Source organism: Cupriavidus basilensis (assembly GCF_008801925.2).
Classification (GTDB): domain Bacteria; phylum Pseudomonadota; class Gammaproteobacteria; order Burkholderiales; family Burkholderiaceae; genus Cupriavidus; species Cupriavidus basilensis.
Window position 1 is genome coordinate 444,932 of sequence record NZ_CP062804.1, and the last position, 25,375, is coordinate 470,306.

A 25,375-nucleotide genomic window follows, 5' to 3' on the forward strand; every position below is an offset into this window, starting at 1 on the left:
TAAAGCGGCGATAAAGCGGCAATAAAGCGGCAATAAAGCGGCAATAAAGCGGCAATAAAGCGGCAATAAAGCGGCGGGAACTTTCATTTTACTTACTGGTTCCGGCTGGATATCGGGTGAATCCACGTCAACCAAATGCCGTCCCCCAGCGTAAGAGCGGTGTCACCCCTTGGGGTTCGAGACAGGCCAACCATGTCCTTGAGCATTTCACGCCTGCTGTCACGCCTGATGTCGGCTTGCCTCCTGAGCGCGGCCGCAGGCCTGCTGGGTGCTTGCGCGCAAGGCGGCGGCGCGCCGGAGGGCACATCCGGTGCGGCCCTGAAGCCGGCCGACCTGCACTGGCTCAACACCGTTACCTTCGGCGCCAACCAGGCCAGCATCGAGCGCCTGCGCAAGCTGGGGCGCGAGCGCTATCTCGAAGAACAACTCAAGGCGCCCGGCACCGATACGGGCGAGCTTGCCACCACCATCGGGGCGCTGAGCATTGCCCAGCAAAGTGGTGAGCAAAGGCTGCGCGGCGTGCGCGCCGAGCAGCAGCGCATAAACACCCTCACCGACGAAGACGAAAAACGCAAGGCGCGCGACGCGCTCAACCGCAGCGGCAACGACGTGGTGCTCGACACCAGCCGCCGCCATCTGCTGCGCGCCCTTTACTCACCCGCGCAGCTGCGCGAGCAGATGACGTGGTTCTGGATGAACCACTTCAGCGTCTACTCCGGCAAGGGCTCGGTGCGTTGGGTACTGGCCGACTACGAGGATAAGGCGGTGCGCCCGCATGCGCTGGGCAAGTTCCGCGACCTGCTGATGGCGACCGTGACATCGCCCGCCATGCTGGAGTACCTGGACAACGCGCAGAGCGCGGTCAACCGCATCAACGAGAACTATGCGCGCGAGCTGATGGAGCTGCACACGCTGGGCGTGGCCGGCGGCCCCAGCGGCTCGCGCTATACGCAGCAGGATGTGCAGGAGCTGGCCCGCGTGCTGACCGGCCTGGGCATCAACGCCAGCGGCGAGCCGCCCAAGCTCGCGCCGCAAAAGCAGGCGCTTTACCGCGCGGGCGGGCTGTTCGAATTCAACCCGAACCGGCACGACTTCGGGGCCAAGACCTTGCTTGGCCATCGTATCGAGCCGAGCGGCTTCCACGAGGTGGAGCAGGCCGTGGAGATTCTCAGCCGCGATCCGGCCACCGCGCGCTTCATCTCCTACAAGCTCGCCGTGCACTTCGTCGGCGATGCGCCGCCGCCGTCGCTCGTCAATCGCATGGCAGGCACGTTCACGCAGACCGATGGCGATATCGCGGCGGTGCTGCGCACGCTGTTCCTGTCGCCTGAGCTGAACACCACGCTGGCCTCCGGCACGCGCAAGTTCAAGGACCCGATGCAGTTCGTGGCTTCGTCGCTGCGCCTGGCGTATGACGGCCGCACGGTGGCCAACCTGCGCCCCGCCATCGGCTGGCTTAACCAGCTTGGCGAGCCGCTCTATGGCCGCATCACGCCGGACGGCTTCCCGGCAGCGGAGAGCGCGTGGGCCAGTTCTGGGCAGATGGTCAAGCGCTTCGAGATCGCGCGCGCCATAGGCTCGGGGCAGGCCGGGCTATTCTCCAAGGATGATGGCAAGCCGGCCGAGCGCACCGGCTTTCCTTTGCTGACCAACCGCGTGTTCTTCGACAGCATCGAATCCACGCTCGGCCCCGCCACGCGCACCGCGATGACACAGGCGACGTCGCAGGCGGAGTGGAACACCATCTTGCTGTCGTCGCCCGAATGGATGCAGGACTGAGCAGTCCGGCCCGAACAAGGAGTACCCCATGCAACGACGTGACTGGCTAAAGGGCGCGGGGCTTGCCGGACTGGCGGCATTGGCGCCCGGCATCGTCTCGCGCGCCTACGCGCTGCCGCAGCAGGCCGATGCGCGTTTCCTGCTGGTGTTCCTGCGTGGTGGCTACGATGCCACCAATGTGCTGGTGCCGGCGGGCAGCGATTTCTACTACGCATCGCGCCCGACCATCGCCATTGCCAGGCCGGTGGCGCAGGGCGCACCAGTCGATCCGCGCGCCGCGCTGTCGCTGGCGGCGGCCTTCGATGGCGGCGGGGGCAGGGGCATCGATGCGTGGGCGCTGCACCCCGCGCTCAAGGACAGCCTGTTGCCGCTGTGGCAGAAGCAGCAGCTTGCGTTCGTGCCGTTTGCCGGCACCGATGACCTGTCGCGCAGCCACTTCGAGACGCAGGACGGGGTCGAGGCCGGCTTGCCGCTCGCCGGCAACGGCAAGGGCAGCGGACGCATCGATGCCTCGCTGCGCGGCACCGGCTTTCTCAACCGGCTGGCCGAATCCATGGGCGGACGCGCCGCGCCCGTCGCCTTCACCGACGGCCTGCCGATGGTGCTGAGCGGCGCGCTCACCGTGCCCAATGTCTCGCTCAAGGGGACCGGACGCACGCCTTTCGACGAGCGCCAGACCCGCGTGCTTGCGCAGATGTATCGCGGCACCCGCTTCGAGTCGCTGATCAACGAGGGCTTCGAGCTGCGCCAGACCGTGGCGCAGGAGGCCGAGGCCATGCAGCGCCGCAACAGCATGATGGCCGCGAACCTGCCCGCGCAGGCCGAGCCTGACATGGCGGGCCGCATGCAGGAGATGCAGGCGGCCAACCGCCGCGCGCTCAGTGCCAAGGGCTTCGAGGTGGAAGCGCGCCGCATGGCGGGGCTGATGCGCGAGCGCTTCAATCTTGGCTTTATCGATGTCGGTGGCTGGGATACGCACGTGAACCAGGGCGGCGCACAGGGGCAGTTGGCCAACCTGCTCGATAACCTCGGGCGCGGCATCTCCGGATTCGCGGACGAGATCGGACCTGTGTGGAGCAAGACCACCGTGGTGGTGGTTTCCGAGTTCGGCCGCACCTTCCGCGAGAACGGCACGCGCGGCACCGACCACGGTCATGGCACGGTGTACTGGGTGGCCGGCGGCGCCGTGCGTGGCGGGCGCATCGCCGGCGAGCAAGTGGCGGTGGAGCAGCGCACGCTGAACCAGAATCGCGACTGGCCGGTGCTCAATGAATACCGCGCGATGCTGGGCGGGATGTTCAAACGCTTGTACGGGCTGGACGATGCGCGCCTGGCGCATGTGTTTCCCGATACCCGGGCGGTGGATATCGGGCTGGTCTAGCGCGCGGTGATCGTGGCGACTGTCAAACGTCGGTCGCCTCCAGCTCCGCCTGTAGCCGCTCCATCTCCCGCATCATCTGCGCCGAAAACGCCGGCCCTTCCCACGCCCGATAATTCTGCTGTGCATAGGCCAGCGCGTTCTTGTAATACAAGAACGCATTGAGCCGGTTGCGCACATAGTTGTTCTGCGTGCGCGTGACCTTGCCCGGGCTGCCCATCACGATGGAGTTGGGCGGGATCACGGTGCCTTCCTTGAGGAAAGCGTGCCCGGCAATGATGCAGTTATCGCCGATCACGCAGCCGTCCATGATTGTGGCGTTGATGCCGATCAGGCAGTTGTCGCCGATCGTGCAGCCGTGGATGGTGCAGTGGTGGGTGATCGAGCAGTGGCTGCCGATGATGGTCGGCGTGCGATCGCCGATATGCAGCATCGCGAAGTCCTGGATATTGGTGTAGGCGCCGATCACGATTTCCCGGCTCTCGGCGCGCGCTGCCACATTGATCCAGATCGATGCGCCCTCGTGCACGGTGATCTTGCCGTAGAGGTAGGCCGATTCGTGCACGTAGGCGGTGGGGTGCAAGCTCACATCGGGGCCGATGAATGCCATCGCGGTCTCCTTGGGTTATTTTTGGAATGCGCTGATTGTACGTCGATGCGTTGGCGCGCTAATGCGCCGGGGTGCGTTCCATCTGCCGCGTCGATGCCTTCGCGACGGGTTCGTTGCCGCTTTTGTATCCGGCCTTGTGCTGGTAGGTCTCATACCAGCATAAGTTGTCATCTTGTCGCGCCGGGGCCGGCCCTTTAGGCTGTTCAGGGTCATCTCCCCGCAACAAGACAGAGCGAACGAAGAGGAACGCTTCCATGACCCCCAATAAAACCGCCACCGCTGATCCCGCCGCCAAATTCGACCCCGGCCGCGCTGGCGAGTACGAAGCGCAAAGCCGCATCGCGCTGGCTGGCTACGACGCCTGCCATGAACTGTCGGCCTGCATGCTGGCGGCAACGCTGGGCGCCGGGCGCGCGGCCGAGGTGCTGGTGGTCGGCGCCGGCGGCACGGCGCAGGAGATCGTCTGCGCGGCCAGGCTGGAGCCGGCGTGGCGCTTCACGGCGGTCGATCCGTCGGCGCCGATGCTGGACCTTGCCATGGCGCGCGTGGCCCAGGCCGGGCTGGCCGAGCGCACGCATGCCGTGCCGGGCGTAGTGGAGGACCTGCCCGCCACGCCGCGCTTCGACGCCGCCACGTTGATCGGCGTGCTGCATCACCTGCCGGGGGACGAAGCCAAGCGGGATATCTTGCGTGCCATCGCCGCCCGCCTGAAACCGGGCGCGCCGCTGATCCTCGCCGGCAATTACCGCGCCTATGCCAGCGAGCCGCTGCTGCTGGCTGCGTGGGGCGAGCGCTGGCGCATGCAAGGCGCCAGCGTCGACGAGGTCCAGGCCAAGCTGGGCAAGATCCTGCAAGGTGCGGACCCGCCTCACTCGGAGGCTGCCGTGCAGGCGCTGCTGGCCGAGGCGGGCTTTGCCGCGCCGCAACGCTTCTTCGGCAGCTTGTTCTGGGGCGCGTGGCTGGCGCGCAAGCAGGACAGCTGAGCCTGGGCGCTCGCGCCTGGCCGGGCTTTGCGCGCAAGCCAGCCGGTTCTATCCTACGCAGACGAGAGCCGCCATCAAGGAGCTTGCCGTGCCCGTCCGCTCTTTGTCCTTGCCCGTGCAGATCGCCATGGTGGCGCTGGCCGGCACTGCCCTGCTGGCCTGGCCGGCGCGCGGCGCCGACAGCGACCAGGAAAACCGTGGCCACGATCCCTTCTTCCAGATCTCGTCGCGCATTGCCAATTGCCCGGAGCCGCTCGGGCCTCGCGTGGACGAAGCACAATGGCGGCGCGACGCCCATCACCGGATCGAGGACGGCAACCATTGCTATGTCGAAGGCCGCTGCCGTCTCGGCAATGCCTACCAGTACGAGACGGAGATCGTGGAGAGCACGCAGCGCCGCCTGCAGTCGCTGTCGGTCACGCTGCCGGGCTGGCGGGACTCCACGCTGTGGCTCACCGTGCGGGGCCGCTGGCTGCTGGTCCAGGGCTGCGTGGGGCGGAGTTTCCCCAGGCAGCCCTTCGTGGCCGCATTGCGCGAAGTCGCCGACGTGGAGATCGTGGTCGACCAGATCACGGCGGATCCGGCGCGCGGCGTGCCTTACCCCGTATTCGGTGGCCGTTCCGGCCCGGCGGCGCCCGTTCCGCCGCAATCCGGCCACGGGACGAATTAGGCATTTTCTTCCCGCGGTTAGATTCTTCGGTGCTGGCGCCAATCCGGATTGTGGGGCGTCATGCCAAGTGCTACCTTCTGGGCGTGCTGGCGGCCCGTCCGGGTTGAAACCCCAAGGCATGGGGAAGCGCCAGCGGCAGGTTTTTTGCTCGGGACACGACATGACTGCTCACCCTCACGGGCCGAAGCCCGCCTTCAGGCGGCTGGGTGCGGTGCTGCTTCCATTGCTGCTATGCGGGCTCGCCGATGAAGCCCTGGCGCAGCAAGGCCCCCCCGACAGCCCGGCGCAGGGCGTGCCCGGCACCATCTGCGACGCGCCGTGGTTCCAGTCCGGCGCGCGGGCGCAGATGGAGGCCAGTGGCGACATGCCGATGTCGATCACCATGACCATCCGGAACCCGACGCTCACGGCAAACGGCTGCAGCGCCTGGCTGTCGATTCACTCGAAGTCGGCGCTGGCTGCCATGATGGGCCCGCCGGTGGTGATGGACCAGGTCCACAAGATGACGTTCGATCGCGGCGCGACGGCCGGCTCGGTCGGCACCGTGAGCAGCCAGCGCGCCACCATCAATGCGCAGGCGCGCTACACGCGGCTGTTCGGGCAGGCATCGTTCCAGGGCAAAGGCGTGCTCAGCTACGCGGGCCTTGTGATACGGGAAGGCGTAGTGCTGCCGGGCGAGACGCTCAGTTCCAGCCTGGATCTCGAGATCCACAGCCTGGCGACGGACGAGATGGTGACGACCATTCGTGCGCCATCGGCCTCGGTCTCGGTTGGCGAGCGGCGTGTCGGCCGTGCGCAATCCATCGAGACCATGCTGGGCCGCCGCGAATGCATGCCGATCACTTACGAAAAACGCACCTCGCTGGGGCCTTTGATGATGGGCGATGACCTCATCCAGACCGAGCCCGCGATCATGAGCGTCACCGACTGGTACTGCCCGACGGAAGCGTTCGTGCTGCGCACGGAGGTGCGGCAAAAAGGCAAGGTCGAGAGAATCGACACGACTGCCATTGGCATGGACGACGACGCGCAGTGAGGCAGGATGCTGAGCGCTGGCGGGAACACCAAGGAGCACCACGACATGAACAACGAGAACAACGAGAACCAAGAGATCGATTTGCTGCCCTTGCTCCGGCAACTCGAAACCGAACTGCACCGTCCCGCCGCGCGCGGCGATCGCCATCGGCTGGACGCACTGCTGCACGACGACTTCCTGGAATTCGGCCGCTCCGGTGGCATCTACACCAAGGCCGACACGCTGGACCAACTGCCCACCGAAGCCACCTCGGGCACGATCTGGGCGCAGGATTTCTCGCTGCGCCACCTTGCGCCAGGCGTGGCCATGCTGAACTACCGCTCTGCCTGCCAGCAGCCGGACAGCCGGCTGGAGCGGCACACCCTGCGCACCTCGATCTGGACGCTGACCGACAACGGTTGGCAGATGTCGTTTCACCAGGGCACGCCAACAGACCCTTTTTCTGCTTGATGCGTTTCAAGCCGGCTGAATTCCGCGCGTCGATGTAAAGCGCCATGGCCACGACTGTCTGGCAAGGACCGGTAAGGGCCGGTTCGACAAGGAAAAAATAGCTTGCAATTGAATAGTGCGCTATGTATATTTCAGCCCATGGACACGAAACGCACCTCCCGGACCAAGCAGGCAGCACACGACGCCACGGCAGATGCCGCGTCGGCGTTGCTTCTGGACCAGCAGTTCTGCTTTTCCGTGTATGCCACGTCACTTGCGCTGAACAAGCTGTACCGCAAGTTGCTGGCGCCGCTGGGCCTGACATATCCTCAGTATCTGGTGATGCTGGTGCTGTGGGAGGCCGACGGCCTGACCGTGTCGGAAATCGGCGGCCGCCTGCATCTGGATTCGGCCACGCTGACCCCGCTGCTCAAGCGCATGGAAGCGCAGCAACTGCTGCGGCGTGAACGTGCCGTTGCCGATGAGCGGCAGGTCATTGTCACGCTGACCGCCGAAGGCCATGCGCTCAAGGAGCCGGCGCAGGCGGTGCCCCGCGCGGTGCTTTGCGCCTCGGGCTGCAGCGTCGATCAGGTGGTGGCCGTGAAGGCGGAGTTGGACCAGTTGCGCGAGCGGTTTGCCGTAGCGGCCGGCGGTTAAGGATCTGGGCGCCGGCGCGATGGGAGCGGCGGCTGATGGCGGGCTGAACAACTTGACAGCCCGTTTTGATTGTCTGATATATAGCGTGCTATTTAATAGCTAGCTATTAAATACGGAAAGCGAACAGGCTTTCTCCAACCCAAGGCTCGATGAGCCGGTTTTATCAACTAGCCAGGAGTGTCATCATGTCGATCGAAAAAGTCCTCTACCGTGCATCCGCCACCGCAACCGGAGGCCGTGACGGCCGCGCCGTGTCGTCCGATGGCGCCCTGGACATCAAGCTGGCCACCCCGCGCGAGCTGGGTGGCGCAGGCGGCGCCGGCACCAACCCGGAGCAGCTGTTCGCGGCTGGCTACTCGGCTTGCTTTCTCGGCGCGCTGAAGTTCGTGGCGGCGCGTGACAAGGTGGCACTGCCTGCCGACACCGCCATCACCGGCCAGGTCGGCATCGGCGCCATTCCCACCGGGTTTGGCATCGAGGTGGACCTCAACATCGCGCTGCCCGGCCTGGACCGCACCGTCGCGCAAGACCTGGTCGACAAGGCGCACGTGGTGTGCCCGTACTCGAATGCCACGCGTGGCAATATCGACGTGCGCCTGACGCTGATCTAAGCACGCCTCTCCATCCCTGAGTCCCCGGGGCCGGCCCCGCGCAATGCTCTAAAATGAGCACCCTTGCGCGGGGCCGTCTGCTTTGTCTCGCGTGCAGCCAGCAGTGGCAAACAGCGAAGCAACAAGACAGCCCCCCGGAGACACAGTGCGCTACGAGCTCACCGACCTGCGCCTGTTCCAGGCGATTGCAGAAGCGCAGAGCCTGTCCAGCGGCGCTTGCGCCAGCCACATCACGGCATCCGCCGCCAGCTACCGCCTCAAGAATCTCGAGCACGCGATGGGCACGGCCTTGTTCGTGCGCAGCACGCGCGGCATGGAACTCACCCCTGCTGGCGAGACCTTGCTGGTGCACGTGCGCGAGCTGCTGCGCGGCGTGGAGCGCATGCATGGCGAGGTCGGGCGCTTTTCCGCCGGACTCAAGGGCCATATCCGGCTGCTCGCCAACAGCAGCTCGCTCAACGGTTTTATCATCCCCAGCGTGAGCCGCTTCCTGGCCGCCAACCCGGACGTCAACATTGACCTGGAAGAGCGCGCCAGCCAGGCGATTCCGTGCGCCGTGGCCGCGCAAGAGGCCGATATCGGCATTCTGGCTGGCGATATCGATGCCAGCGACGTCCGTGCCGTGCCTTACGCGGTGGACGAACTGATCCTGGCGGCGCCCAACGGCCACCCGCTGGCGGGCCAGGCCGAGCTGCGCTTCGGTGCCGCGCTGGATTTCGATTTCGTGTGCATGAGCCGCGGCAGCAGCAACTTCCTCTTCCTGCGCGACATGGCGCAGCGCGCCGGAAAAAGCCCCAACGTGCGGCTGCACGCCCATAGCTTCGAGGCCGCGTTGTCACTGGTCGAAGCCGGCGTGGGCGTGGCGCTGGTACCGCGCAGCGTGGCCGCGGCGGCCCTGCGCGAAGCCCGCATAGCCGGCGTGCGGCTGGCGGAAACCTGGGCCCGACGCGAGCTGAACCTGATCGTGCGCGCCGAAGGCAAGCTGCCGTCGTTCACGGCGGCGTTCGTGCAATTCCTGCTCAATGATCCGCGTGTTGCCGCCACGCGCGAGCGTGGCGCCCCGGTCGCGTAGTTGCCGGCGTCACCACTGAGTATGAAAAAAGCGACTGGATACGCGATGAATATATCATTTTTAGAATAGATTCATCGTCGCTACACTTTCCTCGTGTACCCAAATCTGACAAGGGTAGGCACAAGGAAAAACGATGAACAAGAAGCAAACGCTCGCCGCCGCTCTGGCACTCTCCCTCCTCGGCATCGCCTCCGCCTGGAGCGCCACGGCGCCCACGCCGGCCACGAAAGCCTCCCGTGTCGCCGCCCTGTTCGGCAGTCCCGCCGACGTGAGCACGACGACCCGCACGGTCACGCTGGTCCCGGGCATGAATTACGTGAACGTGGCATCCGGCGAAACGGTGGCCTTTCGCGCCGGCGACAAGACCGTCGGCTGGACGTTCCTGGAGGCCATCGGCGGGACCTCGGTCGATATGAGGACCATCTTCCCGGACGTGGCGCAGGCCAGGGGGATCCGGGTGTACATCGCGCCGAGCCAGTTGTTTACCGGGGGCTGAGCCCGGCAGCCCCGGAGGCTGCCTGGAGCGGAGGTCGGACTGCCGTCAGGCCTGGCGGGCAATACACCCGCGCCGATGCCGATGCGGCGGGTGGCGCAGGGCGCGTGCCCGGGCCTGGTTGCCTTACGGTGAAAGGCGGAGGACACTAGCGTACTTTGCCGGTGCCAGCCGGGCGACTGCGCCCAGCGCCGCTTCGCTGTCAGCCAGGTCGCCGATGATGCTGCCCAGAATCACCCATCTGCTCGCGCGCGTCCACCCGGTGCTGCGGCGCGTGTTGCGCCCGGTACTGGATCCGGCGCGGCGCTACCGCCATGCCAAGGTGATACATGCGTGCAGGGTGGCGCTCGGGCTGCTGACGTCCATCGCGCTGACCACGGGCATCCAACTGCCTCATGGCGAATGGGCGTCAATTACGCTGCTGGTGGTCATCGGCGGCCTGCAGCACCACGGCAATATCCGCAAGAAGGCGGCCGAGCGTGCGCTCGGCACGCTGATCGGCGCTGGCGCGGGGCTGGTGATCATCCTGCAGCAATCGTATTTGCACGCGCCCTTGCTCAGCTACGCGCTGATCGTGATCGCTTGCGCCGTCTGTGCGTATCACGCGATCGGCAAGGGCGGCTATGTGGCGCTGCTCTCCGCCATTACCATCTTTATCGTCGCCGGCCATGGCGAGAACGTCATTGCGGACGGCCTCTGGCGCGCGGCGGATGTGCTGATCGGCATCGCGATCGCACTGCTGTTCTCCTTCGCGCTGCCACTGCACGCCACCTATACGTGGCGCTACAAGCTGGCCGAGGCCCTGCGCAGTTGCGCCAGGATGCACACGGCCATCGTCAACGACGCGGGCTTCGACCGGGCCGTGTTGCAGCGGGCCATGGTGCTGCAAGGCAACTTGCTGGTGCAGCTGCGATCGCTGATGCCGTCGGTGGCCAAGGAGATCAATGTATCGATGGAGCAGCTCGAAGCCATCCAGCATGGCATGCGCGTGTGCATCAGCTTGCTGGAAGTGCTCGCGGCCACGCGCCCGTGCGTTGACGACGACGAAGACAAGGCATTCGTGCGCGACCATCTTGCCCAGGAAAACCACCGCGTCAGCACCATGCTGATCGGCATGGCGCGCGCATTGACCCATGGCGTGGTGGCGCGCCTGGCCCCGCGCGGTAGCTGTTCGCTTGCGCAAGTCGCGGGCACCGTCGCGCCGCAATGGGCTGGCTATATCTCGCTGACGCTGCGCTTGTCCGACGAGTTCGACGATCTCAGGCAGCGTCTGGCGGCCATCGCGGATCGCTGGAACATTTAAGCCCGCTTTGGTGTTCTACGGTTGCCTCGACGCCGGTGATGAAGTTTGCCCGGGCGCCGGCCTCGCGGGTTGCCTGCAGGGAGGAAGCTGGCTGTCAGGATTGGCCTTCGGCCGCACCCGCGCCACGCGCGTACCAGAGCAGCCGGCGTAGCATCCAGGCGCCGGCCAGCCCCAATGGAACGGCTAACGCCCACACGGCGACCGGCGCTTCCAGCGCCGTGCTTTCCGGCACCACCGCGCCTGAGATCATGACGCCGGTGTTCAGGCCCGCATGCAGGACGATGCCAGGCCAGAGCGAACGCGTGCGGCAATAGAGCGCCGCCGCGAACAGCCCGATGGCGAACGCAATCACGAACTGGTAGATGTTCAGGTGCGCCACGCCGAAGACGAAGGCCGAATACACGGTGGCATCGGCTCGCGCGTACCGACGGAGCATGCCGCGCAGCAGGATGCCGCGGAAGAACATCTCCTCAACGAACGGCGCGATCACGCACACCAGCACCCAGATGCCGATGCCCCCGCTCGTCATCTCCGTGATCATGCGCGCATCGTCGGCGGAAAACGGGAACAGCGCCTCTATGCCGACCATGGCCAGTCCGTCCAGCAGCAGGATCAGCGGCACCATCAGCAGGATCGGCGGGCCCAACAGGCCAAGCGTGGCCGCCACGCTGGCGCTGCCTTCGTGGAACAGCTTGCGATAGCTCAACCCGCTGGCATGCAGCAAGGTGCTGAATACCAGCCCATAGCAGGCCACGCGAATCAGGCTGGCGGCGGCCATTGGCTGCATGCCGCTGCGCAGCAAGGCCGGGCGCAGCAACATGGTCAAAATCACCTCGACAAACCAGGCCACGAAAGTGAGCGCGAGCGCCCATTGGAAGGTAATCGGTCGGGTCTGGTCTGGCCGGTTGGAATTCATGGATCGCGAAATCTTTCGGGGCGAAGGGCTTGTTGTCGACGGCCGTCTCCATTAACGGCAGCGGTATCGCGATTCTGTAGAGTCGGCCGCTCAAAAATGACGTGGAAGGCAGGCGGCAGGTGCGTGCATCGTGGCTTTTCGCTTTAGCACCGGCCAGGTACTAACAATTGATTACAACCGCGGGAGGCCCGTCGCACTATGCTCCCCGAGCCCCAAAAGACGGCGGCCGCCAATACTGCGGCATGCGGTACGACATGAAACGCAGGAAATTCGCATGAACAAGATCTACTCGTTTGCCCTGATGGCGATCGCCGCGCTGGCGGCGAGCTCGGGAGCCGCCCAGGCGCAGCATGTTGTCGGGGGGATGGGCGAGGACGTCAGGCTCGGCGCTTTCGGTGGCCGCGGCGACAATGACCTGGGCGGCCGCAGCCTGCCAGACAGCCAAGGGCTCAATGCAGCACGCCGGGACAGGAACCGCGCGCGCGCCATTGACCGGCACGCAGTGCGCGCCAGTGGCGCACGAGGAAGGACACCTTCACTTCCCGGCAGAAATTTGCCCTAGGGGTCAGAGACAGCGTCTTTTGCGCTAATGATATGAGGGGCGACCTGTAGTCGAAGGATTGGCGCCTTCGCCTTCGGCCCCGAGCGACTCAAGATCCAGCTCTTCAACAAGCGCGGTGGGCGTAGCCGCACTATGGGCTCGATTGCCGGGAGATGCTAGATACAGTCCAGGGTATCAGGATCAAGCAGTGTGACGGTTCTGCCCTGCACACGGATCAGACCATCTCCCTGAAAGCGTGACAGTGTGCGACTGACGGTTTCAAGCTTTATGCCGAGATAGCTGCCGATATCTTGCCGTGTCATGCGTAGCGAGAGTTCCCGGCGAGAGTAGCCACGCGAGTGCTGCCGTGTGGAAATATCCAGCAGGAAGGAGGCGACGCGCCGATCGGCGCAAAGGCTGGCAAGCAAGAGCATCACGCCGGAGCCCCGCACGATTTCGCTACTCAGCATACGATGCAGATGCCGTTGCAGGGAGGGCATTTCGCGGCAGAGCGCTTCGAGCAAGCGGAATGGAATCACGCAGACTGCGCTGTCTTCCAGCGCAATGGCATTGCATCCATGCCGTGAAGTGCAGATTCCATCCAACCCTAGAGTATCACCAGTGAAGTAGAAGCCGCTAACCTGCTCGCATCCATTCTGGTTGGTAACGACCGTCTTGAATGCCCCCGAGCGCAGGGGATAGAGGCTATGGAACGTGTCACCATCGCGATAGAGGGCATCGCCGCGCCGAACCATGCGCCAGTTGTGGATAACGGAAGCGAGCCTGACCGTTTCTGAGTCATCGAGATTGTCGCCCATGCAAAATTGTCGCATCGGGCAATTCGAACAGTTCGCGATGTGGCTGATCTCTTTCCCTGGCACTTCATCTGTGGATGGGGGGCGCGGAGCATGATCGCGATGAGTCGGGTCGATCGCTGCTACCAGTACTTCTTGCTGCAGGGTTTCTGTTATCGTCGATTCACTGCGCATTGTGGTCCTTGACCAGATTGGGGGAGGGCGCTAATTGCGCTGGCCGTTTGGCGCGTGCAATAACTGGTCCAAGAATGTCGGGTTGGATGGTGTAAGTCGGTACGCTAGCGTGCAGATTGCACAATCTCTGATCGGATTGGCGCAGCATGCGGTTAGCGACGCGCTGCCCTTCTACATAAACATCATGCCCTGTTGAATTCGGCCGGCGGTCAAGTGCACGAAGCGACATTGCCGAATCGTTGAGATGGGGGTTTCTTGACGGAATTCTTATGCAATTCGCACACACTGTTGCGCCATGTTGACACCTCCCCTCCTACCATTAGCTCACGAAGAGACCATCCGCGCCCCACAGCGAAAACCGTATGCTCCAGTCAAGCCTCGCACTTGCCCTCGCTAGCGTTCCTCGTCGGCATGGCGCCCGCAAGGGCGAACTGATCAGGCCGGCAGCCGGCGGCACGGGGTACACCGCCAGTCGCTGGGTCCGTCTGCGCTTGCCAGTGTCCTCAAGTCACGTGCTCACGTTGCGCCAGTGGCTGCACAGTATCCTCGGCAACGTGGCTCGTTCCTACGTCGTCGAAGTTGACTGTAGCCGCGGCCAAACCACTGTGCATATGCACCTCGAAGAGGGTATGCATGACGCCGTCATGGATACCCTCAGAGCGGCACTTCCCGCCGCTGGATTCGGCCACGTGCTTGACTTGGGCAACGAGCATCCGGCTGACCGCGGAGAAAAGTCCTAGCAGCGAGAGCGGCGCCATGCCTGCTTAGCCAGGCGCGACGCGCGTGGGTTTTCTTTTGCAATGCACAGCCCACAACAAGTCAATTTTGTTGAAGTTGGAGAGTATTTTGAACACCGATCTTTGGATCGTCCCGTACCGTGACGGCTGGGATGTCATTTTTGAAGGCGCGAGATACGCCGAGTCGCACCATGCGACCCGGGATCAAGCCATTGCGGCCGGTAACATAAGAGCGCGGCGAGACAATGTCGACATGCTGGTCTTCGATAGCGAGGGCAGGGTATGCATGCGCAATGCCTTGAATCACGATCTCGCTTTCAAGTGCCGATAGAGAATAAAGAGTCTGCCGCACTCTCATGCGAAATCGCGCACTTAAGGCGCGCGTCCTTGCCCCAAGTTTGATGAACTCCACGCGTTGAGGGTCAAGGCCGAAGCCGCTTCAGGACTGAAGTGGATGCGTCAATTCGGGAATGAACTCGTTTGTTGCGATTCTGCGATCGAATCGCCAATCCTTGGAGCCGAGGTGCCATATGCGAAAAATCCATGACGCCCAGAACTCAGCGAACCGGCTACCGGCCTTGCAAGTGTTTCTGGGTGCGCTTGGCAAGCCATCCGATAGTCAGGCCCTGGGAAAAAGTCGAGAAGATGACATTGCCATAAGTCAGCATAAGAACAATATCGCGCGCATGCCCGGACGGCAAGGACAGGGCGAGCGCGATCGAAATTCCGCCTCGTAGTCCGGCCCATACCAATAGTGGAGCTGTCTTCGCCGGCAGCCGAAAGGCCGCGCTCACCAATGCAACGGGAGCGCCTACGGTCAGGATTCGAGCAACAAGCACGATCAGGACTGTGGCCGGTATAGCAATCCATGCGCGCGTTTCTGCATGCACAGAGACGGCTTCTAGTCCGATTAGGGTGAAGAGTATCGCGTTAAGAGCAACGTCGATCAGTTCCCAGAATGTGTCGATATTGTCCCTCGTGGTAGCCGACATGGCCTGTTCGCGTCCTTCGTTGCCCAACAGAACACCCGCCACTACCATCGCGAGAGGGCCTGAGACGCCGATATTCGCCGCAACCGCATAGCCACCGACAACCGCCGCGAGTGTCAGCAAGACTTCGACCTGATAACGGTCAATGCGCCGCATCAGCAAGAACGTGGCACCGCCGACAGCGCCGCCAAGGAGCAACCCGCCAAACGCCTGGCGAGAAAAGTCGGCGACGACCGACCAGGTAGAAGGCATGCCAGGAGAAGTGGCAAGCTGCGCGAAGATGGTGAAGAGCACGATACCCACCCCATCGTTGAACAGGGACTCTCCGGCGATAGCCGTCTCAACGTTCCCTGGCACCTTCGCCCGGCGCAAGGCTCCCAGGACTGCGACCGCATCGGTGGGCGCGATCAGCGCCCCAAAGACAAGACAGTAGGATAACGGTAGCGAGACGCTCGCTGCCCGGAGCACCCAGTGTGTCGCGACACCGATGAGGAAAGCCGAGGCCGCCGTTGCCACTACGGCCAGAAATCCAATTTGCCAGGCGTATTGCCGCAGCCTGCGCCCATCCACATGAAACGCGCCCGCGAAGAGCAGGAAAGACAGCATGCCCTGCAGCAGTAGCTGACTGAAATCAAGCGCCGACAGCCACCGGGACACGGGATCGCGCAAGTTTGCAAGCTGCAGGCCGTCACACACCATGAACGCAAGCGAACAGGCAAGCGCAATCGCTGCGACGCCGATGGTCATCGGCAGCCGCGTGATTCGTTCATTGAGATAGGCGAACCCCGCCGCCGCAACGACGAGCAAGGCGATGGCATTGATCATGACGCGCCGTCTTTCTGCATCGCAGCCTGCATCTTCTTACTCCGCAAAATCGACAATGTCCTTTCAGCTCAGGCCAACAAGCCGATATCCCACGCTAAGCTCGGTAATGAAATGACAAGGATTTGCTGGATCAGCCTCCAGCTTTTGTCGCAGGTTGCCCATGTAGATCCGCAAGTAGTGCGAGCGTCCGGCGCTATTCGGTCCCCATACCTCGAGCAAAAGGTGACGATGTGTCAGCACGCGGCCATGACCGCTGATCAAGGCTACCAGCAGACGGTATTCGATTGGCGTCAGTCGTACCAGCTTACCTTGCCGCCTCACTTCGCGGCATGCCAGGTCCACCGATACTTCGCCGAAGGTCACGATCCCGGCGGGCTCACCGCTGGCCATCAGGGTGCTACGGCGTAATTGCGCCCGGACCCTTGCCAGCAGTTCCGGAACGCCAAAGGGTTTCATCAGGTAGTCATCGGCGCCGGCATCCAATGCTGCCACCTTATCCTCTTCGCGGTCACGAGCCGACAGCACAATCACGGGGGCACCGGTCCACGCGCGGAGTTCTGAGATGAGTTCGCGGCCGTCGCGGTCAGGTAGCCCGAGATCGACGATGAACAACTCTGGCTGCCTGCTCGCGGCTTCGATCAGCCCGCGTGCCACGGTGTCGGCTTCGAATACGCTATAGCCATCGGCGGCCAGTGAGGCGCAGACAAAGCGGCGGATCTGCGCATCGTCTTCAACGACCAGGATACGGATTGCGGTTTTCATGATGCGCATGCGGCTAGATGGGCAGATCCGATGAGTGCGCCTGGGTCCTCGTTTCGTCAATGGAGGGAGAAGCGCTGAAGGGCAGCAGGAAGACGAAGCGGGCTCCGCCTTCGTTGCGGTTTTCAGCATATATGCGGCCGCCGTGTGCTTCGACGATCGCGCGGCAAATGGCGAGGCCGAGTCCGACGCCAGGCAGCGCGGATTCGCTCTCACCTCGCTCGAACTTGGCAAACAGCGATTCCTCGCGCCCAGCCGGCAACCCGGGGCCATTGTCGTCCACGCAAACTCGGAGCATGCCGTCACCGACGCTGGCAGACACCACGATCTCGCTTCCCGGTGGCGTGTACTTGGCAGCGTTTTCCAACAGATTCACCAATACTCGCTCGATCAACACCGGATCGAATTCGCACAGTGGCAGATTGGCGGGCAGGCGGGCGCTTACCTTGTGCCCGGACAGCACCGGTTCGAGCTGGCGCCGGGCGGAGCCAATCACCTCCTCCAGCGATTGCCAGTCGCGCTTGACTTTGACTGCGCCGGCTTGCAAGCGCGCCATATCCAGCAGCTTTCCCACGAGTTCTGCGATTCCCCTGGCCTTCTGGCCCACGGCCAGGGTGAGCTCCTTTCGGGTCACCGGCGGCAATTCATTCTGGCTCAATGTATCGGCCAGGCCGACCAGTGCCGTCAGCGGGGTACGCAAGTCGTGGGAAACGGCTGCAAGCAAACCATTGCGCAGCCGCTCACCTTCCATGTGGACCAGGGCGTCCTGTGCGACTTCCACGAAATGCACGCGCTCCAGTGCAAGCGCGATCTGTGCGGCACAGGCGTCGAGCAGGCGCATGTCTTCCGGGGTCTCGAAGAGCGCCCTGTCAGCCGGCTGGATGGCCAGCACGCCCCGCGTTCGGATCGGCGCCTTCAGCGGCAAGTATCTGGCCGGCGTCGATGGCAGTGTGCTGGTACCTTGACCGGCCGGCTGCTGATGGTCGTAAACCCACTGCGCCACGCTGTTATCGGTCTGCGCCAACGTGGCCGCATCGGATGGTGTCGACGGCTCATGTATGCGCTCGCGGCTGTCTGGCAGCAGCACCGCCGAGTTGGCGCTGAAGATGGAGTCAATCCTGTCGATTGCGATGCCGACAATCTGCTCTGTGATCAATGCCGCCGAGAGCTGTTGTGCCAGGCCTGCCAGTTCACTGGCCCGCCGTTCGCGCAGGCGAGCAATCGTAGCCTCGAAGCGCAACTGGGCGGCCAATTGTCCGATTACCAAAGCCACCACAAGCATCAGGGCAAAGGTGAAGACGTATTGGGTGTCATTGACGGTGAAGGCAAACCTGGGCGGGACGAAGAAGAAATCAAGTCCCAGCACCGACAGCATGGCCGCCAGCGCACCCGGGCCACGTCCGTAGCGGATGGCAACCCCCACCACTGCGAGCAGGAATACCATCACCACATTGGCGAGCTCAAATACCGAAAGCAGGGCCGCCGTCGCCACTGTGGTGGCCGCCACAATGGCGGTGGCCGCGCCATAGCCGCGCCAGTCCGGTTTGCCGGGCTGGCTGCGCCGCTCGTCGGCCGGCGGCGCGGTTTCATCAATGCCGACCAGGTAGAGGTCCAACTCGGCTGCGCGTTCTGCCAGCCGGTCGGCCAGGCCTGGCAGCAGCTTACGGCGCCAGCCGGGCATCAGCCGGTGACCGATCACGAGCTTGCTGGCATTGCGGCTCTTGGCATAGGCCGCCAGCGTGGTAGCGGCGTCGCTGCCGGCTAGCGTGGCAGTCTCGGCGCCCATATCCTCGGCCAGCTTGAGCACGCTCAGCACACGCGCGCGACCGGCGGGCGGTAGTCGTTGCAGTGCGGGTGTTTCGACATAGACGGCGATCCAGTCGGCCTGGAGCTTCGCGGCCAGTCTGGCGGCGGCGTGGACGAGCTTTTCGCCGCTCTGCCCAGGGCCAATGCAGACAACCAGGCGTTCCTTCGCCTGCCAGACGCTGACGATGGCGCGGTCGGCCCGGTAGGCCCGCATTTGCGCATCGACCCGATCGGCGGTACGGCGCAGCGCCAGTTCGCGCAATGCGATCAGGTTGCCCTTGCGGAAGAAATTCCTTGCGGCGCGCGCTGCCTCGTCGGCCAGGTAGACCTTGCCGGCTTCGAGCCGGCTCAGGAGTTCGTCAGGCGGCAGATCAACAAGCGTCACCTCGTCGGCGGCGTCGAACACCCGGTCGGGTACCGTCTCGCGCACGCGGATGCCAGTGATCGATCCGACCACATCGTTGAGACTTTCGATGTGCTGCACATTGAGCGTGGTATGGACGTCGATGCCGGCGGACAGCAGTTCCTCCACATCCTGCCAGCGCTTCTGGTGGCGGCTGCCCTCGACGTTGGAGTGCGCCAGTTCGTCTACGACGACGAGCGCGGGCTTCAGCGCCAACGCGGCGTCAAGATCAAACTCGGCCAGTATCCGGTCCCGGTAGGGGACTTTGCGCGGCGGCAACACGTGCATGCCATCGAGCAGGATGGCGGTCTCGGCCCGGCCATGCGTTTCCACCAAGCCGATGACAACGTTCACGCCTTCGGCCTGCTTCTGCCGGCAGGCCTGCAGCATGGCGTACGTTTTTCCGACACCGGCGCAGGCGCCGAAGAAGATCTTCAGCTTGCCGCGCGCGGCGGCCAGTTCTTCCTCCTTGAGGGATTCCAGCAGCCGGTCAGGATTGGGACGGTCGGCGTCCACGGTCCACCTCTTCGGTCCAGAAACGGAGACCCCAATGGTGTAAGGCCGAACCACACGGACACGGGCCTTTCGGATAGGCGGATCAGCCCTTGTCGAGTGCCAGGTTCAGTTTGAGCACATTCACGGTGCTGTCGCCAAAGATGCCCCAACTGGGGTTCTCCACGTATTGGTCCACCAACTGCTTGATTCTGGCAGGCGGCAGACCGCGCGCCTTGGCGACCCGTTCGACCTGATAGTAAGCCGCCGACGGCGAGATATGCGGGTCGAGGCCGGACGCGGACGCCGTTACCAGATCGATCGGCACCGGGCCCGTCCGATCCGGATGCGCGGCACGGACTGCCTCGACGCGTGCCTTCACCGCATCGACCAGGGCCGGGTTGGTAGGGCCAAGGTTTGAGCCGCTGGAGCCTGTCGCGTTGTCCGGCATCGGCGTGGTGGCCGAAGGCCGGCTCCAGAAGTAGCGCATGCCACTGAACGATTGGCCGATCAGTTCGCTGCCGACTACCTCGTCGCCATGTTTGATCAGGCTACCCGCAGCCTGATGGGGGAAGAGCAGTTTCGCCACGCCAGCGACCGCTGCCGGATAGAGCAGGCCTGTCACGACGCTCAGCAGCAGGAACAGCGTCACGGCCGGGCGTATCAGCGATTTCATGTCCAACACTCCTCTGCTACCTGCTTGGGCAGGGTTCCCGGCGCCTAAGCGACGCCGATCAGTCCAAGCACGAGATCGATCAGTTTGATGCCGACGAACGGGACGATCAAACCACCTACGCCATATATCAACAGGTTGCGGCGCAACAGCGCATCGGCGCCGAGCGGCCGGTATTTCACACCCTTCAAGGCCAGCGGGATCAGGGCAATGATGACGACGGCGTTGAAGATCACCGCCGACAGGATGGCCGAGGCCGGACTATAGAGGTGCATCACGTCCAGCACCTTCAGTGGCGGGTAGGTGACCGCGAAGGCAGCCGGGATGATGGCGAAGTACTTGGCCACATCGTTGGCCACCGAGAAGGTCGTTAGCGCGCCGCGCGTCATCAGCATCTGCTTGCCTGTCTCGACGATCTCGATGAGCTTGGTCGGGTTGCTGTCGAGATCGACCATATTGCCGGCTTCCTTTGCCGCCTGCGTGCCGCTGTTCATGGCCACCGCCACGTCTGCCTGGGCCAACGCCGGCGCGTCATTGGTACCGTCGCCGGTCATCGCCACTAGTTTGCCGCCGGCCTGTTGGTCGCGAATCAGCTTGAGCTTGTCTTCCGGCCTGGCCTCGGCGAGGAAGTCGTCCACGCCGGCCTCGGCGGCGATGGCGGCCGCGGTCAGACGATTGTCGCCGGTGATCATGACCGTCTTGATGCCCATCACGCGCAGTTCAGCGAAGCGCTCCTTGATGCCGCCCTTAACGATATCCTTCAGTTCCACCACGCCCATGACGCGCTCGCCGTCGATCACCACCAGAGGTGTGCTTCCACGGCGGCTGACCTGGTCGACTTGATCGGCGACACCCTGCGGGTAGAGGCCACCTGCGGCCTCCACATGCGCCCGCACCGCATCGGACGAACCTTTTCGGATATGCCGTTCGCCGATGTTGACCCCGGACATCCGGCTCTGCGCGGTGAAGGGGAGGAAATGAGCGTCATGCAGTTCGCGACCGCGCATACCGAACTTTTCCTTCGCGAGCACGACAATCGAGCGGCCTTCCGGTGTTTCATCCGACAGGGAGGCCAACTGGGCGACATCGGCCAGTTCCCGGTCCGAGACACCCGGTGCCGGCAGGAAGGCGCTGGCCTGGCGGTTGCCAAGGGTAATGGTGCCGGTCTTGTCCAGCAGCAGGACGTCGACATCGCCGGCGGCCTCCACCGCGCGCCCTGAGGTGGCGATCACATTGGCCTGCAGCATGCGGCTCATGCCGGCCACGCCGATGGCGGAAAGCAGGCCGCCGATTGTGGTCGGGATCAGGCAGACCAGCAGCGCGATCAGGACGGTGATGCTGACCGGGCTCCCGCTGCCGGCAGCGGTGACGCCATAGAGGGAGAACGGCAACAGGGTCACGGTGGCCATCAGGAAGACCAGGGTCAGTGCCACCAGGAGAATGGTCAGAGCGATTTCATTTGGCGTCTTCTTGCGCTTGGCGCCTTCCACCATGGCGATCATCCGGTCGAGAAAGGCCTCGCCGGGATTGGCGGTCACGCGGGCGACGAGCCAGTCGCTCAGCACGCGGGTGCCCCCGGTGATGGCGGAAAAATCGCCGCCGGACTCGCGGATCACCGGGGCCGATTCGCCGGTAATGGCCGATTCGTCCACCGAGGCGACGCCCTCCAGCACTTCGGCATCGGCTGGTACGATGTCGCCGGCCTCGATCAGCACGAGGTCGCCGCGGCGCAGGCTGGCGGAATCCATCACCGTGATCTCTGCATCCCGCCTGGCTTGCTCAAGCTTCTTGCTCATCACGTTCCTGCGGCTACCGCGCAAAGCCGCCGCCTGGGCTTTGCCACGGCCCTCGGCCAATGCCTCGGCGAAGTTGGCGAACAGCACGGTAAACCACAACCAGGCGGAAATGGCAAAGATAAAGCCGGCGGGCGCCTCACCGCGACCGTATGCGGCCTGGATGCCGAGCAAGGTGGTGAGCACGCTGCCGACCCAGACGACGAACATGACCGGATTACGCAGCTGCGCGCGCGGCGACAGCTTGCGGAAGGATTCCGCGATGGCTGGCTTGACCAGCACCGGGTCGAACAGAGGCAGCGAACGCAAAGCGCGGTCGTCGGCAGCGTGGCCCCCCTGCGAGGGTGGCTCAGGCCTTGTCGTATCGTTCATGACTGCCGTCCTAGTGCGCAAACAGTTGCAGGTGTTCGACCACGGGACCCAGGGCCAGGGCCGGGATGTAGGTGAGCGCGCCAACCATGATCACTGTGCCGACCAGCAGCAATACGAACAGCACGCCATGGGTGGGCATGGTGCCGCTCGATACCGCCAGGCGCGGCTTTCTCGCCAGGTTACCGGCAATGGCAAGCACGGCCACGATTGGCACGAAGCGGCCAAACCACATCGCCGGCGCCAGCAGGAGGTTGTAGTAGGGTGTGTTGGCGCTGAGCCCCGCAAAGGCCGAGCCATTGTTGTTGGCGGCGGAGGAAAAGGCGTACAGGATTTCCGAGAAGCCATGCGCCCCTGGATTCAGGATGCCCGCCAGGCCGTCCTTGGCCAGTACCGAAACCGCTGTCCCGCCCAGCACCAGGAATGGGGTGATCAGGATCGCGGCCGAGACCATCTTCATTTCATAGGACTCGATCTTCTTGCCGAGGTATTCCGGCGTTCGGCCGATCATCAGGCCGGCCAGGAACACCGCCAGGATGGCGAACACCAGCATGCCATACAGGCCCGACCCAATCCCGCCAAATACCACTTCGCCAAGCTGCATCTGCAACATCGGCACAAGGCCACCGAGAGGCAACAGGCTGTCGTGCATCGCATTCACGGCACCGCAGCTTGCCGCGGTGGTAATCGTAACGAACAGGCTAGAGGCGGTGATGCCGAAGCGGGTCTCCTTGCCTTCCATGTTGCCGGCAGTGCCGTCCACGCCAAGTTGCGTCAGCAGCGGGTTGGCATGCATCTCGGACCACTGCACCACGGCAAACATGGCGATGAAGATCACTGTCATGGCCGCGACCACCGCGACGCCCTGGCGCATATCGCCGACCATGGCGCCAAACATGAAGCACAGCGCGGCCGGTATCAGGAAGATCGACAACATCTGCACAAAGTTGGACACCCCCGTCGGGTTTTCATACGGGTGGGCAGAGTTGGCATTGAAGAAGCCACCTCCATTGGTGCCCAGCATCTTGATGGCTTCCTGCGAGGCAACCGGACCCATGGGAATGGTCTGCTTATCCGTCTTCAGGTCCTCCATCACCGGCTTGCCGGCGGCATCGACCATGGGCTGGCCATTGGCATCGTTCTTTTGCTGCTGATAGGCAATCGGCTCGATCAGCTTCGCGTCCTGATAGGCGCCGAAGTTCTGGATCGCACCCTGCCAGGCCAGAAAGAGAGCCATCAGGAAGGCCAGTGGCAGCAATACGTAGCAGGTGGCGCGGCCGAGATCGAGCCAGGCATTGCCGATACCGGCGGCCGAGCGGCGGGCAAAGCCACGGACCAACGCTACCACCACTGCCATCGCGGTGGCGGCCGAAAAGAAATTCTGCACCGTCAATACCAGCATCTGGGTCAGGTAGCTCATCGTGCTTTCGCCGCTATAGCCCTGCCAGTTGGTATTGGTGACGAAGGAGACGGCGGTATTGAAAGCGGAGCCCGCCTCGACATTGGCCATGCCGGCCGGGTTGAGCGGCAGCCAGCCTTGCAGGCGTTGCAGTGCATAGACGGCGATCACCCCAAGCAGGTTGAATAGCACGATGGCAGTGGCATAGCGCCACCACGGCATGTCTTCATCGGCACGGGTGCCGATCAACCTGCAGATACCGCGCTCGAAGGTGCCGAGCCAGCGATAGCGGGCGCTCAGGTGGCCGTCCATGACAGCGGTCAGGTAACGGCCCAGCGGCCAGGCCAGCGTGAACAGCACAACCAGGTAGAGTCCGAGCTGGACGAAGGGAGAGGCGTTCATGCCACGTCCTCCGCGTTAAACAGTGCATAGAGGAGGTAGATGAACAGGCCGACGGTCACGCCGCCCGCAAGCCAGTAAAGCAGGTCAGCGTTCATGGGTGCGACGCTCCAGACGGCGAAAGCCTGCAATCAGTGCCCACAGTGCCGCACCGAAGACTGCAATCAGCAGTACCACCAGCATTTCCATGAGATGGCTCCGTCTTGCAAAGGGAGACTGACTAAATATAGGAGAGCCGCCACAAAATATGTGTCGAAAACGCCGCGATGAACGTAAAAAACGTGTATAGATTTTCAATGGAAAGTGCCGTTTTCGACCGTCACGCTGCGATCCGAGCGGACTCTTTTTCTCATCGAAAGTGGTATTGGAGACACTCAACTGAAGCGAATACGGCGCCAGATAAGTTGGCCTTTTGTCCTCGCACACGGGCATTGACGAAACAAAGGGGCGTTTTTTTATGCCGTCTTTGCGCGCGGGCTCCTATATCTAAACAGACAGGTCTTGTGCGCAGAGGCAGGGTATTTCAGATGCTGACAATTCTCGTTCCCGTCGACGGTTCCGAGTGTTCCCTGTGGGCCGTTCGTCACGCCGCCTTCCTATTCCGGGAGCATAGCGTCGCCAAGGTGGTCCTGCTCAACGTCCAGGAACCCCTGGAACTGGGTCGTGCTGCCGTCTTCCATTCTCTCTCGGAGCTGCGCAAGCTGGAGCGGGAAAAGGGAGAAGAGGCGCTGCAGCAGGCCTGCGAGATACTCGACGACTCTGGTGTCAACTATGTGTCGCAGATCGGCCTGGGTGGCATAGCCAAATCCATCGTCCGTGCCGCTGCGGCAAACCAGTGCGATGGCATCCTCATGGGCACCACGGCATGGTCGCGTCTGAACGTTTTGTTTGGCGGCGGAATGGCCGGCAAGGTGCTGCGGCGGGCCGGCATACCAGTGACTCTGGTCAAATCAAACCGTGGTCCGGCCGCCCCGATGCCGGAGCCAGGAAAGCAGAACACCCACCACGCGCCCCCCTCGCTTGCTGTTTACACTTCCGCGTTTTGAAGGCTGCCAATGTTGTATCAAATTGGCGGAACGTTCCCTGGAAGGCGGGGGCGGTCAAGAGGCTGATCCGCCCAGCCCGAGTTACGAATCTCGCTCGAACTGCAAGCGTGATAATTTCAAGGTCCGCCGTGGACCGCGTTTTTACGCGACCCGACCGGCCGGAATGGTCGACGAACCGACGAGTGCCGCCGACGCGCGAGTGGCCATTGTTGAGTTGC

The 25,375-nt window shown here is 63.6% G+C and carries 25 protein-coding genes; 14 read left to right on the plus strand and 11 right to left on the minus strand.

The features are described 5' to 3' along the window. Positions 1 to 192: 192 nt before the first annotated feature. Positions 193 to 1,779, plus strand: a complete 1,587-nt coding sequence (locus tag F7R26_RS22940; RefSeq protein ID WP_150984303.1) for a DUF1800 domain-containing protein — start codon at positions 193 to 195, stop codon at positions 1,777 to 1,779. 28 nt (positions 1,780 to 1,807) lie between these two features. Next, positions 1,808 to 3,160 carry a DUF1501 domain-containing protein gene (locus tag F7R26_RS22945; protein WP_150984302.1) on the plus strand — a complete coding sequence of 451 codons (1,353 nt, stop codon included), beginning with the start codon at positions 1,808 to 1,810 and terminating at the stop codon, positions 3,158 to 3,160. Positions 3,161 to 3,182: 22 nt separating this feature from the next. Here F7R26_RS22945 and F7R26_RS22950 read toward each other — a convergent pair whose 3' ends face one another. Further along, positions 3,183 to 3,767, minus strand: a complete 585-nt coding sequence (locus F7R26_RS22950; protein WP_150984301.1) for a gamma carbonic anhydrase family protein — start codon at positions 3,765 to 3,767, stop codon at positions 3,183 to 3,185. Between the two features lie 254 nt (positions 3,768 to 4,021). Between F7R26_RS22950 and F7R26_RS22955 the strand changes: the two genes are divergently transcribed. From F7R26_RS22955 to F7R26_RS22995, 9 genes are all read left to right on the plus strand, one after another. Further along, entirely contained in the window at positions 4,022 to 4,750 is a 729-nt protein-coding gene (locus F7R26_RS22955; RefSeq protein ID WP_150984300.1) for an SAM-dependent methyltransferase, read from the plus strand. 127 nt (positions 4,751 to 4,877) lie between these two features. After that, positions 4,878 to 5,420 (plus strand): BON domain-containing protein, encoded by a 543-nt coding sequence (locus F7R26_RS22960; protein ID WP_150984457.1) that lies wholly within the window; start codon positions 4,878 to 4,880, stop codon positions 5,418 to 5,420. Positions 5,421 to 5,580: 160 nt separating this feature from the next. Continuing rightward, positions 5,581 to 6,456, plus strand: coding sequence for a hypothetical protein (locus F7R26_RS22965; protein ID WP_241754692.1), 876 nt, complete (start codon positions 5,581 to 5,583; stop codon positions 6,454 to 6,456). A gap of 45 nt (positions 6,457 to 6,501) precedes the next feature. Next, the gene (locus tag F7R26_RS22970) at positions 6,502 to 6,906 is read left to right on the plus strand and encodes a nuclear transport factor 2 family protein (RefSeq protein ID WP_241754693.1); all 405 of its coding nucleotides are present in this window, start codon (positions 6,502 to 6,504) and stop codon (positions 6,904 to 6,906) included. A 138-nt stretch (positions 6,907 to 7,044) separates the two neighbouring features. Continuing rightward, the gene (locus F7R26_RS22975; protein ID WP_150984298.1) at positions 7,045 to 7,542 is read left to right on the plus strand and encodes a MarR family winged helix-turn-helix transcriptional regulator; all 498 of its coding nucleotides are present in this window, start codon (positions 7,045 to 7,047) and stop codon (positions 7,540 to 7,542) included. 185 nt (positions 7,543 to 7,727) lie between these two features. Continuing rightward, positions 7,728 to 8,153 (plus strand): organic hydroperoxide resistance protein, encoded by a 426-nt coding sequence (locus tag F7R26_RS22980; protein ID WP_150984297.1) that lies wholly within the window; start codon positions 7,728 to 7,730, stop codon positions 8,151 to 8,153. 145 nt (positions 8,154 to 8,298) lie between these two features. Then, entirely contained in the window at positions 8,299 to 9,225 is a 927-nt protein-coding gene (locus F7R26_RS22985; RefSeq protein WP_150984296.1) for a LysR substrate-binding domain-containing protein, read from the plus strand. 133 nt (positions 9,226 to 9,358) lie between these two features. Next, positions 9,359 to 9,721 (plus strand): CzcE family metal-binding protein, encoded by a 363-nt coding sequence (locus F7R26_RS22990; protein ID WP_150984295.1) that lies wholly within the window; start codon positions 9,359 to 9,361, stop codon positions 9,719 to 9,721. 217 nt (positions 9,722 to 9,938) lie between these two features. After that, entirely contained in the window at positions 9,939 to 11,021 is a 1,083-nt protein-coding gene (locus F7R26_RS22995; protein ID WP_170301762.1) for an FUSC family protein, read from the plus strand. 94 nt (positions 11,022 to 11,115) lie between these two features. Here F7R26_RS22995 and F7R26_RS23000 read toward each other — a convergent pair whose 3' ends face one another. Continuing rightward, positions 11,116 to 11,937, minus strand: coding sequence for a CPBP family intramembrane glutamic endopeptidase (locus tag F7R26_RS23000; protein ID WP_150984294.1), 822 nt, complete (start codon positions 11,935 to 11,937; stop codon positions 11,116 to 11,118). 274 nt (positions 11,938 to 12,211) lie between these two features. Here F7R26_RS23000 and F7R26_RS23005 point away from each other — a divergent pair, with 274 nt between their 5' ends. Further along, positions 12,212 to 12,499, plus strand: coding sequence for a hypothetical protein (locus F7R26_RS23005; RefSeq protein ID WP_150984293.1), 288 nt, complete (start codon positions 12,212 to 12,214; stop codon positions 12,497 to 12,499). Positions 12,500 to 12,654: 155 nt separating this feature from the next. Here F7R26_RS23005 and F7R26_RS23010 read toward each other — a convergent pair whose 3' ends face one another. Together F7R26_RS23010 and F7R26_RS23015 are read right to left on the minus strand one after the other, a co-directional pair. Continuing rightward, positions 12,655 to 13,467 (minus strand): helix-turn-helix domain-containing protein, encoded by an 813-nt coding sequence (locus F7R26_RS23010; RefSeq protein WP_150984292.1) that lies wholly within the window; start codon positions 13,465 to 13,467, stop codon positions 12,655 to 12,657. Positions 13,468 to 13,970: 503 nt separating this feature from the next. Then, positions 13,971 to 14,225 carry a hypothetical protein gene (locus F7R26_RS23015; RefSeq protein WP_170301755.1) on the minus strand — a complete coding sequence of 85 codons (255 nt, stop codon included), beginning with the start codon at positions 14,223 to 14,225 and terminating at the stop codon, positions 13,971 to 13,973. A 25-nt stretch (positions 14,226 to 14,250) separates the two neighbouring features. Here F7R26_RS23015 and F7R26_RS23020 point away from each other — a divergent pair, with 25 nt between their 5' ends. Continuing rightward, positions 14,251 to 14,535 (plus strand): DUF2188 domain-containing protein, encoded by a 285-nt coding sequence (locus tag F7R26_RS23020; RefSeq protein ID WP_241754694.1) that lies wholly within the window; start codon positions 14,251 to 14,253, stop codon positions 14,533 to 14,535. A gap of 238 nt (positions 14,536 to 14,773) precedes the next feature. Here the strand turns inward: F7R26_RS23020 and F7R26_RS23025 are convergent, their stop codons facing one another. The 7 genes from F7R26_RS23025 to kdpF form a co-directional block, all read right to left on the minus strand. After that, positions 14,774 to 16,018 (minus strand): cation:proton antiporter, encoded by a 1,245-nt coding sequence (locus F7R26_RS23025; protein WP_150984289.1) that lies wholly within the window; start codon positions 16,016 to 16,018, stop codon positions 14,774 to 14,776. Between the two features lie 63 nt (positions 16,019 to 16,081). Further along, entirely contained in the window at positions 16,082 to 16,783 is a 702-nt protein-coding gene (locus tag F7R26_RS23030; protein ID WP_373887611.1) for a response regulator, read from the minus strand. Between the two features lie 10 nt (positions 16,784 to 16,793). Beyond that, a complete protein-coding gene (locus F7R26_RS23035; protein ID WP_150984287.1) occupies positions 16,794 to 19,502 on the minus strand; it encodes a DUF4118 domain-containing protein in 2,709 nt (902 codons plus the stop codon). 82 nt (positions 19,503 to 19,584) lie between these two features. Continuing rightward, the gene (gene kdpC / locus F7R26_RS23040) at positions 19,585 to 20,154 is read right to left on the minus strand and encodes a potassium-transporting ATPase subunit KdpC (protein ID WP_150984286.1); all 570 of its coding nucleotides are present in this window, start codon (positions 20,152 to 20,154) and stop codon (positions 19,585 to 19,587) included. Positions 20,155 to 20,198: 44 nt separating this feature from the next. Then, the gene (kdpB, locus tag F7R26_RS23045) at positions 20,199 to 22,316 is read right to left on the minus strand and encodes a potassium-transporting ATPase subunit KdpB (protein ID WP_241754695.1); all 2,118 of its coding nucleotides are present in this window, start codon (positions 22,314 to 22,316) and stop codon (positions 20,199 to 20,201) included. A 10-nt stretch (positions 22,317 to 22,326) separates the two neighbouring features. Beyond that, positions 22,327 to 24,114, minus strand: coding sequence for a potassium-transporting ATPase subunit KdpA (gene kdpA / locus F7R26_RS23050; RefSeq protein WP_150984285.1), 1,788 nt, complete (start codon positions 24,112 to 24,114; stop codon positions 22,327 to 22,329). After that, entirely contained in the window at positions 24,111 to 24,209 is a 99-nt protein-coding gene (kdpF, locus tag F7R26_RS23055; protein WP_150984284.1) for a K(+)-transporting ATPase subunit F, read from the minus strand. The genes kdpA and kdpF overlap by 4 nt, the downstream gene beginning before the upstream one ends. Before the next feature lie 429 nt (positions 24,210 to 24,638). On the opposite strand from kdpF, the gene F7R26_RS23060 reads away from it, so the two are divergent. Further along, positions 24,639 to 25,157: a universal stress protein gene (locus F7R26_RS23060; protein WP_150984283.1), complete on the plus strand. Its 519-nt coding sequence runs from the start codon at positions 24,639 to 24,641 to the stop codon at positions 25,155 to 25,157. Positions 25,158 to 25,375: the final 218 nt, after the last annotated feature.

Excerpts from the sequence above, each read along its gene's own strand:
- F7R26_RS22940 (WP_150984303.1), top strand. The coding sequence starts at position 193 with ATGTCCTTGAGCATTTCACGCCTGCTGTCACGCCTGATGTCGGCTTGC.
- F7R26_RS22945 (WP_150984302.1), top strand. The coding sequence starts at position 1,808 with ATGCAACGACGTGACTGGCTAAAGGGCGCGGGGCTTGCCGGACTGGCG.
- F7R26_RS22950 (WP_150984301.1), bottom strand. The coding sequence starts at position 3,767 with ATGGCATTCATCGGCCCCGATGTGAGCTTGCACCCCACCGCCTACGTG.
- F7R26_RS22955 (WP_150984300.1), top strand. The coding sequence starts at position 4,022 with ATGACCCCCAATAAAACCGCCACCGCTGATCCCGCCGCCAAATTCGAC.
- F7R26_RS22960 (WP_150984457.1), top strand. The coding sequence starts at position 4,878 with ATGGTGGCGCTGGCCGGCACTGCCCTGCTGGCCTGGCCGGCGCGCGGC.
- F7R26_RS22965 (WP_241754692.1), top strand. The coding sequence starts at position 5,581 with ATGACTGCTCACCCTCACGGGCCGAAGCCCGCCTTCAGGCGGCTGGGT.
- F7R26_RS22970 (WP_241754693.1), top strand. The coding sequence starts at position 6,502 with ATGAACAACGAGAACAACGAGAACCAAGAGATCGATTTGCTGCCCTTG.
- F7R26_RS22975 (WP_150984298.1), top strand. The coding sequence starts at position 7,045 with ATGGACACGAAACGCACCTCCCGGACCAAGCAGGCAGCACACGACGCC.
- F7R26_RS22980 (WP_150984297.1), top strand. The coding sequence starts at position 7,728 with ATGTCGATCGAAAAAGTCCTCTACCGTGCATCCGCCACCGCAACCGGA.
- F7R26_RS22990 (WP_150984295.1), top strand. The coding sequence starts at position 9,359 with ATGAACAAGAAGCAAACGCTCGCCGCCGCTCTGGCACTCTCCCTCCTC.
- F7R26_RS22995 (WP_170301762.1), top strand. The coding sequence starts at position 9,939 with ATGCTGCCCAGAATCACCCATCTGCTCGCGCGCGTCCACCCGGTGCTG.
- F7R26_RS23000 (WP_150984294.1), bottom strand. The coding sequence starts at position 11,937 with ATGAATTCCAACCGGCCAGACCAGACCCGACCGATTACCTTCCAATGG.
- F7R26_RS23005 (WP_150984293.1), top strand. The coding sequence starts at position 12,212 with ATGAACAAGATCTACTCGTTTGCCCTGATGGCGATCGCCGCGCTGGCG.
- F7R26_RS23010 (WP_150984292.1), bottom strand. The coding sequence starts at position 13,467 with ATGCGCAGTGAATCGACGATAACAGAAACCCTGCAGCAAGAAGTACTG.
- F7R26_RS23015 (WP_170301755.1), bottom strand. The coding sequence starts at position 14,225 with ATGGCGCCGCTCTCGCTGCTAGGACTTTTCTCCGCGGTCAGCCGGATG.
- F7R26_RS23025 (WP_150984289.1), bottom strand. The coding sequence starts at position 16,018 with ATGATCAATGCCATCGCCTTGCTCGTCGTTGCGGCGGCGGGGTTCGCC.
- kdpC (WP_150984286.1), bottom strand. The coding sequence starts at position 20,154 with ATGAAATCGCTGATACGCCCGGCCGTGACGCTGTTCCTGCTGCTGAGC.
- kdpB (WP_241754695.1), bottom strand. The coding sequence starts at position 22,316 with ATGAACGATACGACAAGGCCTGAGCCACCCTCGCAGGGGGGCCACGCT.
- kdpA (WP_150984285.1), bottom strand. The coding sequence starts at position 24,114 with ATGAACGCCTCTCCCTTCGTCCAGCTCGGACTCTACCTGGTTGTGCTG.
- kdpF (WP_150984284.1), bottom strand. The coding sequence starts at position 24,209 with ATGAACGCTGACCTGCTTTACTGGCTTGCGGGCGGCGTGACCGTCGGC.
- F7R26_RS23060 (WP_150984283.1), top strand. The coding sequence starts at position 24,639 with ATGCTGACAATTCTCGTTCCCGTCGACGGTTCCGAGTGTTCCCTGTGG.